Genomic DNA, 7,296 nt, shown 5'->3' with positions numbered 1-7,296 from the left:
CACTCTTATTCCCGATTCCGCGTTCCCACGGAGCCTCGTGGCCTCGTTTATGTGTATAATATTCGGCCACCGGGGGTACGTGCTGGGGGGCGGGCCGCGTCCGTGACGCGGCCGGCCCCTTGTACGGCGGGTTTGGGATCGGTCAGAAGCCGGAGCCCTGACGGCGCATCCGCGCGGCAAGCAGGATGCCCGCGCCGGCGACGAGCGCGGTGCCCGCGCCTCCCGTGATGAGGGCCGTGTCGCCCGCGCCGGTGGAGGCCAGCGGAGAGCCGCTGCCGCCCTGCGGGGTCACGGCTGTGTTGCCGGTGTTGGGGGTGCTGCCGGTACCCGTGCCGGTGTCGTTCCCGGTGCCGGTTCCGGAGCCGTCCTGGCCCTGCCGGCCGTCGCCCTTGCCGTCGTTCTTGTCGTTCGTGTCGTTCTCCTGCTGGGCCTTCTTGTCCTTCTCCCGGGCTTCGTGCTGACCGGTGAGCAGGAACGCGGCACGGTCGGCGGGGGTGCCCGCCAGAGCGGCGCGGCCGGCCTTGACCAGCTCGGGGCCGCCCCCGCCGATGAGCTGGGCGATCGCGACGCGGTTGTCCTGGTCCCGCAGCTCGTGCTGCGTCACCTCCAGGAAGTGGCGCAGCTCGGCCGGGGTGGGGGAGCCGTTCAGGAGCTTGCTGATCGCCTCGCTGAGGATGGGGCCGTCCCAGCTCTCGTCGATGCGGGCGAGCTCGACCCGGTCGTCCGAGGCCTGTGCGAGGTGGCGGCCCTTGTCCAGGAAGGCGGTGCGGTCGGCCGGAGTGCCGAGGAGGGCCTTCTTGGCGGCTTCCTTGACTGCGGGGCCGGCGGTGTTGGTCAGGCGGGCGATCTCGACCTTGTTGTCGTCGTCACGGAGCTCGTGCTGGGTGACCTCGTAGAAGTGGCGGAGGTCTGCCAGGGTCAGCTCGTCGGTCCGGAGGAGGTTCTTGATTCCTTCCTCCAGGGCGGGGCCTGCTTGGTTCGCGAGCCTCGCGATGGCGACCCGGTAGTCGTCGAGACGGATGCGGTGCTGGTCGGTCTCGATGAACGTGCGCATGGCCGCGGGGCCGTCGGCGATGGCCTTGTGGCCGGCTTCCTTCATGTACTCGCTGGCCATCGGGTCGGCGATGATCGCGAGGATGGTCTTGCGGTCCTGCTCCGCCTGGTCCTCGCCGGACGCGTCCGCGGCCTCGTGGTCGGGTGCGGTCGGAGCCGGCGGGTTGGTGGACGCGGCAGCCTCGTTTCCGTCGGCGAACGCCGGCGACGCGAGGAGGACGGCCGGAGCCAGAGCAGCCGTGGTCACAGCTGCGGCGATCCGGGACAACTTCACAGAAAATACCCCCTGCGGGAATGGTCTTTGCGCCGCAAAGACTCATCACCCCCGCAGAAGGTTGTAGGTGCCAGACGAATCCGTGTGAGGGGCTCCGTGCTTCACGGCTCGGTCAGGCGTACGGCGAGGGCGGCGATGTCGTCGTCAAGGCGTCCTCTGCTGTAGCGGAGGAGGTCGCGGTGAAGAGCCGTGAGCAGTTCGCGGGGCGGTGTCGGGGGTTGTCGACGCATCCAAGCCGCCAGCGGGAAGAACTCGCCGTCGTGGGCGCGGGCCTCGGCGATCCCGTCGGTGTAGAGGAGCAGCAGGTCGCCGGGGGCGAAGTCGAAGGTGTCGACGTTGTAGTGATCGCCGATCAGCTCGGCGAGGCTCAGCAGTGGCGAGGGAGTGGCGGACTCGAGGACACGGAGTTTCCTGCGGTTCAGGAGCAGCGGCGGGGGGTGTCCGCAGTTGAGGATGTCGATACGTCTCCCCTCGTGCGGGATCTCGACGAGAAGGGCGGTGGCGAAACGCTCCATCGGCCCGTCGGGGGGAAAGGCGGCGTTGTAACGGGTGCTGCTGGCGTCCAGCCTGCGTGCGACGTCGACCATGTCTGTCTCGCCGTAGGCCGCCTCCCGGAAGGCGTTGACGATCGCCGCGGCCGCCCCCACCGCCGGCAGGCCCTTGCCCCGCACGTCACCGATGAGCAGCCTGACCCCGAATGGCGTGTCGACCACCTCGTAGAAGTCGCCGCCGATGCGGGCCTCCGCCGCGGCCGCGAGATACAGCGACTCGATCTCGACGTTCCCGAAGCGGCGTGGCATAGGGCTCAGCACCACCTGTTGCGCCGCGTCGGCCACGAGCCGTACCTGGAAGAGGGTGCGCTCCCGCTGGAGCCGGACGTGGCTTCCGTACGCGGCGGCCACGGTGACCGCGATGATCCCCGCGGCCGTCCACCACGTGCCCAGATCGGGGAAGACGAGGCTGAGGCCGATCATCAGAAAGAGGCAGACCGTCCCGAGCAGGACGGTGGGGAGGACCGGCCACATGGCGGCCGCCAGCGCCGGCGCCGCGGGCAGGAGGCGGCTGAAGGCCATTTCCGGCGGAGTGGCGTAGGCCAGGCTGGCGATCACGACGGTCAGAATGACCGGCGACAGCCGCACAAACCTCCCCCGGCCGTAGCGCCGAGGGAGCCGCGGCCGTCCAGACTCGATCACACTTCATAGGATATCCGCGTAATCAGGGCACAGCGCTCTGACGAGCAGGAAACCGAGCACATGTCGAGTCCGTCGTGATCGCCCGGACAGCTCCTAGCCGAGACGCTCGAGGAGCGCCGGCAGCGAGGTGCCGATCGGCTCGCGCACGATCTCGTCGGCGAGTTCGTCGTACGGGGTGGGCTCGGCGTTCACGATGACGAGCCGAGCGCCGTTCTCGGCGGCGATCCCCGCGAGCGAGGCGGCGGGCTGCACCTGGAGGCTCGTACCGACCGCGATGAACACCTCGGCGGCCTTGGCGATCCCCATCGCCTCGCCGAGGACCACCGGATCGAGCCGCTGCCCGAACATCACGGTCGCCGACTTCAGGATCCCGCCGCACACCCGGCACTTCGGATCCTCCTCGCCGGCCCGCACCCGGTCGAGCGCCGCCTCCATCGAGGAGCGGGCATGACAGGCCGTGCACACGACTGCCCGCGCGGAGCCGTGGAGTTCGATGACCTTGCGATCCGACACCCCGGCGAGCTGATGCAGCCCGTCGACGTTCTGGGTGATCACCCGCACCGGCTTCCCGGCCCGCTCGAACGCGGCGATGGCCCGGTGCGCCGCGTTCGGCTCGGCCCGCAGCACCGGGCCGTCGAGCCGCATCCGCCACGCGCGGCGCCGGATGTCGGCGTCGGCCATGTAGTGCTCGTACGTGGCGAGCTTCTCGGCCTCGGGATCACGCGTCCACACCCCGTTGGGGCCGCGGTAGTCCGGAATCCCGGAGTCGGTGGAGACACCGGCCCCGCTGAGAATCGCCACGAGAGTCATACGGCGAGCCTAGGTTCTGCACGGCGGATCTTCCGAGAATTTTCGGCCCGTCGCCGCCGTCCGCCGCGCCGCCCGTCGCCGCCGTCGGTCTCCTGCGCATGCGCCGTCGGTCTCCTGCGCATGCACGGGGCGCCGGGCCTCCCTACGATGAAGGCGTACGTCTCTCTGTCCTGTCCGGTCTCTGTTCTGTCCGGGCGACACCGGAGCGGTGGTGTCCCGGCACTACCGGAGCGAGGGAACATGGCCGCCGAGGATGCCGCGCCCGCCGGGCGAACCGCAGGCCTGAAGGCCAATGCGATCGGCTTCGTCGACGCCCTCGTCATCGGGCTCAACTCCACCTCTCCCGCGTACTCCCTCGCGGCCGTCATCGGCCCCGTCGTCGCACTGGTCGGGATCTACGCGCCCGGCGTGATGTTCGCGTCCTTCGTACCGATGCTGCTGATCGCGTCGGCGTTCTACTACCTGAACAAGGTCGACCAGGACTGCGGAACGACCTTCTCCTGGGTCACGCGCGCCATGGGCCCCTGGGCCGGTTGGCTCGGCGGCTGGGCCATCGCGATGACCGGCGTCCTGGTCGTCGGCTCGCTCGCCGACGTGGCCGTGACCTTCGCCCTGCTCGCCTTCGGCCTCGACAGCTGGGTGGACAACACCTTCGTACGCCAACTGCTCACCGTGCTGCTCATCCTCGTGATGACGGCCTTGTGCGTCATCGGCACCGAGCTGTCGGCCAAGGTGCAGAACGTCCTCATCCTGGCGCAGGTCGCCTGCCTGCTGATCTTCGTGGTCGTGGCGCTCTACAGCGTCTACGCGGGCACGAGCAAGTATCCGTCGGTCGACCCCGAACTCAGCTGGCTGAACCCGTTCGGTGCCGGTGGCGCGGCGCTGACCGGCGCGCTGCTCCTGGGTGTCTTCATCTACTGGGGCTGGGAATCGGCGGTCAACCTCACCGAAGAGGTCGAGGACTCCGCGACCGCCCCGGGCAAGGCGGGGCTCTGGTCGACCGTCATCCTGCTGGTGACCTACGTGTCCGTCGGGTTCGCGGTCGTGGCGTACGCCGGTCCGTTGTTCCTGGCCGAGAACGCCGGGGAAGAGGAGTTCATCTTCGCCCAGCTCGCCGGCGACGTCCTGGGCGGTTGGGACTGGATCCTGCTGCTCGCCGTCTCCACCTCCGCGATCGCCTCGACCCAGACCACCATCATCCCGGCCTCGCGCACCGCGCTGTCCATGGCTCGCCGCCGGGCGCTGCCCGCGCACTACGGACACATCAGCCCGCGGTTCCGTACCCCCGACGTGAGTACGTGGTGGGTCGCCGGCATCGCCATCGGCTGGTACCTCGTGGTCAACCGGATCAGCGAGAACGCCCTCTTCGACTCGCTCACCGCGCTGTCGCTGCTCATCGCCTTCTACTACGCCCTCACGGGAATCGCCTGCGCCGTCTACTACCGCCGCCATCTCTTCGAGAGCGTCCACAACTTCCTGTTCATCGGCCTCGGGCCCCTGGTCGGTGCCGGACTGCTGACATGGCTCCTGGTCAGGTCGGTCTCCGACATGTCCGATCCGGAGAACTCCTACAGCGGCACCTCGTGGTTCGGTCTCGGCCCCCCGCTCGTCATCGGCATCGGCATCGCCCTCACCGGCGTGGTCATCATGCTCGTATGGCGGCTGCGGGCACCCGCGTTCTGGCAGGAGCGCCCGAGTGTCGCCGACCCCGACCTGGTCCACGGTCACGGCTCCGGCTCCGGCCCCGGCTCCGGCTCCGGCAAGGAGTTCTGAGATGTCGATCGTCCTGGGCTACGACGAATCCCCCGGCGCCGCCCGTGCGTTGCGCATCGCGGTCGAAGTGGCCGCCGCGTTCGACGAGACGCTCGTCCTGGTCTACGGGGCCGCGGCCCCCGGCCCGACCGGCGAGGAGTACGCGTCCCACCACGAGGCCATCCGGCAGGCCGGCCGTACCGGTCTGGAGCACGCGGTCACGGAGGCCGACCGGGTGGGCGTGCCGACTGTGGTCGAGGTGATCGACGACAAGCCGGCCCAGGCCCTGATCGATGCGGCGAACCGCCACGCCGCACGCGTCATCGTGGTCGGCAGCTGGGGTGAGAGCCCGATGCGCGGCGCGCTCCTGGGCTCGACCCCGCACAAACTCCTGCAGCTGTCGAGCGTCCCGGTGCTGTGCGTCCCGCCCGAGGAGTGAGGGGGTCAGCGGGCCGGACGGCCGTTCTCCAGCTCCGCAGGACCGTGGCCCGTCGCGAGGGCGTCGAGGGCCGCGAGGACGCGCAGACCGAGGGAGCCGGGCAGATGGGCGGTCGCCTCGGCGGGATCGATCAGCTTCCAGGAGAGCAGCTCCTCCTCCTGGAGACGGATCGCGGCGAACCGCTCCTCGCTCAGCACCCCGCCGTCGTACACATACGCCACGATCGGCGGCCGCCCCGCCCCGTGCGACCAGTCGACCGCGAGCAGCGCCCCCAGCTCCAGGTCCAGGCCGATCTCCTCCGCCGTCTCGCGCCGCGCCGCCTGGCGGGGCGTCTCGCCCGTGTCGGACTCGATCGTGCCGCCGGGGAGCGTCCAGCCCTCGCGGTAGTTCGGCTCGACGATCAGGACGCGGCCCGCCGCGTCCCGGAAGAGCGCGGCGGCGCCGGCGAGGACACGGGGCAGGCCGGCGATGTACGTGGCGTAGTCGGTCGTCGTCATCCCGTCAGCGTAGCCAGCCGCAGCGTCCGCTCGGACAGCTCGCTGATCCGTACCCCGTCGAAGCCGAACACGGCGCTGCGCACCCGGTCCCGCAACGGCTCCGACCACTGCGGCGGAATCGCCGCCGCCCCGCACAGCACCCCGGCCACCGAGCCCGCCGTCGCCCCGTTGGAGTCCGTGTCCAGGCCGCCGCGGACCGTCAGGGCGATCGTGGCGGTGAAGTCACCCCCGCCGTACAGCAGTCCGGCCGTCAGCACGGCCGCGTTGGGGACGGTGTGGATCCAGCCGAGGCCGTCCGTCCGCTCCGCCAGCTCGGCGAGGGTGTCGGACCACTCCACCCCCGACTCGTACAGGGCGATCGTGTGCCGCACCGTCCGCGCGAGGCGGCTGCTCGCCGGGATCCGCTCCAGCGCCGTCTCCAGGGCCGAGCGCACGTCCGGCGCCGTGAAGGCGGCGGCGATCAGGGCGGCCGCCCACATCGCGCCGTACACCCCGTTGCCCGTGTGGGACAGCACGGCGTCGCGCCGGGCCAGCGAGGCGGCCCGGCGCGGTTCGCCCGGGCATGTCCAGCCGTAGACGTCCGCGCGGATCAGCGCGCCGATCCACTCCTGGTGGGGGTTGTCGTACGTCGCGGTCAGCGGAGGCTTGAGGCCGTTGGCGAGATTGCGGTAGGCCGTCCGCTCGGCGGTGAACGTCTGCAGGTAGGGCAGGCGCAGCAGCCAAAGCTCGCCGACCTGCTCCGTGGTGAAGTCGAAGCCGCGGGTCTCCAGGAGGTGCAGACCGAGGATCGAGTAGTCGATGTCGTCGTCCCGGCAGCTCCCGTGGATGCGCCCGCGTACGCACTGCGGCCACTCGGGCCGCAGCTCGAACCCCTCGGCAAGGGCGCCGGCGGGCGGCGGCGGCAGGTAGTCGGTGAGCGGGAGCGCGTCCGTCAGCCGCAGGTACCGGTCGATGTGCTCGGGCGTCCAGTGGTCGCCGCGCTCGACGGGCTTGCCGAGCATGTTCCCGGCGATCCGGCCCGTCCAGCCGCCGAGAATGCGGTCGGCGAGTTCGCCGTGCTTGAGCGCCATACGTCCGGTGTACCGAATCCCCCGGACCGGCGCGCGCCGACACGTCCGGCCTCCGGCGGGGCCGGCCTCACGGCGTGTGCTCGTCCGTCTCGCTGCGGGACTTCACCGCCTTGTTCGGTCATCGCCTCGCCGACCATGGCCCGTACCAGTTCCGCGACCCCGTAGAACATCGGACCGCGACCACGGCAGCGACCCCGATACCCACCAC

General features: G+C 70.6%; 7 protein-coding genes. 2 read left to right on the top strand and 5 right to left on the bottom strand.

Annotation, left to right across the window (positions count from 1 at the left end; all coding sequences use genetic code 11):
• Positions 1 to 142 precede the first annotated feature (142 nt).
• The 3 genes from ACFV9D_RS18525 to ACFV9D_RS18515 all read right to left on the bottom strand — a co-directional run bounded on the left by ACFV9D_RS18525 (position 143) and on the right by ACFV9D_RS18515 (position 3,330).
• Complete coding sequence (locus ACFV9D_RS18525; RefSeq protein WP_385146742.1) at positions 143 to 1,300, bottom strand: ALF repeat-containing protein; 1,158 nt, start codon at positions 1,298 to 1,300, stop codon at positions 143 to 145.
• Positions 1,301 to 1,428: 128 nt separating this feature from the next.
• A complete protein-coding gene (locus ACFV9D_RS18520) occupies positions 1,429 to 2,520 on the bottom strand; it encodes a PP2C family protein-serine/threonine phosphatase (RefSeq protein WP_385146740.1) in 1,092 nt (363 codons plus the stop codon).
• Positions 2,521 to 2,613: 93 nt separating this feature from the next.
• On the bottom strand, positions 2,614 to 3,330 hold the full coding sequence (locus ACFV9D_RS18515; protein ID WP_385146738.1) for an NAD-dependent deacetylase: 717 nt from the start codon (positions 3,328 to 3,330) through the stop codon (positions 2,614 to 2,616).
• Positions 3,331 to 3,570: 240 nt separating this feature from the next.
• Here ACFV9D_RS18515 and ACFV9D_RS18510 point away from each other — a divergent pair, with 240 nt between their 5' ends.
• Positions 3,571 to 5,103, top strand: a complete 1,533-nt coding sequence (locus ACFV9D_RS18510; protein ID WP_385146736.1) for an APC family permease — start codon at positions 3,571 to 3,573, stop codon at positions 5,101 to 5,103.
• A 1-nt stretch (position 5,104) separates the two neighbouring features.
• Positions 5,105 to 5,521: a universal stress protein gene (locus ACFV9D_RS18505; RefSeq protein WP_385146734.1), complete on the top strand. Its 417-nt coding sequence runs from the start codon at positions 5,105 to 5,107 to the stop codon at positions 5,519 to 5,521.
• 5 nt (positions 5,522 to 5,526) lie between these two features.
• On the opposite strand, the gene ACFV9D_RS18500 is transcribed toward ACFV9D_RS18505, so the two are convergent.
• Positions 5,527 to 6,018, bottom strand: coding sequence for an NUDIX domain-containing protein (locus ACFV9D_RS18500; protein ID WP_385146732.1), 492 nt, complete (start codon positions 6,016 to 6,018; stop codon positions 5,527 to 5,529).
• Positions 6,015 to 7,088, bottom strand: a complete 1,074-nt coding sequence (locus tag ACFV9D_RS18495; protein WP_385146730.1) for an ADP-ribosylglycohydrolase family protein — start codon at positions 7,086 to 7,088, stop codon at positions 6,015 to 6,017. Before ACFV9D_RS18495 ends, ACFV9D_RS18500 begins: the two co-directional genes overlap by 4 nt.
• Between the last annotated feature and the right edge of the window lie 208 nt (positions 7,089 to 7,296).

Source organism: Streptomyces sp. NPDC059875 (genome assembly GCF_042731085.1).
GTDB lineage: Bacteria > Actinomycetota > Actinomycetes > Streptomycetales > Streptomycetaceae > Streptomyces.
Note: the sequence above shows the minus strand (reverse complement) of the source record. Positions and strands in the feature narration are given on the sequence as shown.

Coding starts and splice junctions, on each gene's coding strand:
- ACFV9D_RS18515 (WP_385146738.1), bottom strand. CDS start 3,330: ATGACTCTCGTGGCGATTCTCAGCGGGGCCGGTGTCTCCACCGACTCC.
- ACFV9D_RS18500 (WP_385146732.1), bottom strand. CDS start 6,018: ATGACGACGACCGACTACGCCACGTACATCGCCGGCCTGCCCCGTGTC.
- ACFV9D_RS18505 (WP_385146734.1), top strand. CDS start 5,105: ATGTCGATCGTCCTGGGCTACGACGAATCCCCCGGCGCCGCCCGTGCG.
- ACFV9D_RS18495 (WP_385146730.1), bottom strand. CDS start 7,088: ATGGCGCTCAAGCACGGCGAACTCGCCGACCGCATTCTCGGCGGCTGG.
- ACFV9D_RS18510 (WP_385146736.1), top strand. CDS start 3,571: ATGGCCGCCGAGGATGCCGCGCCCGCCGGGCGAACCGCAGGCCTGAAG.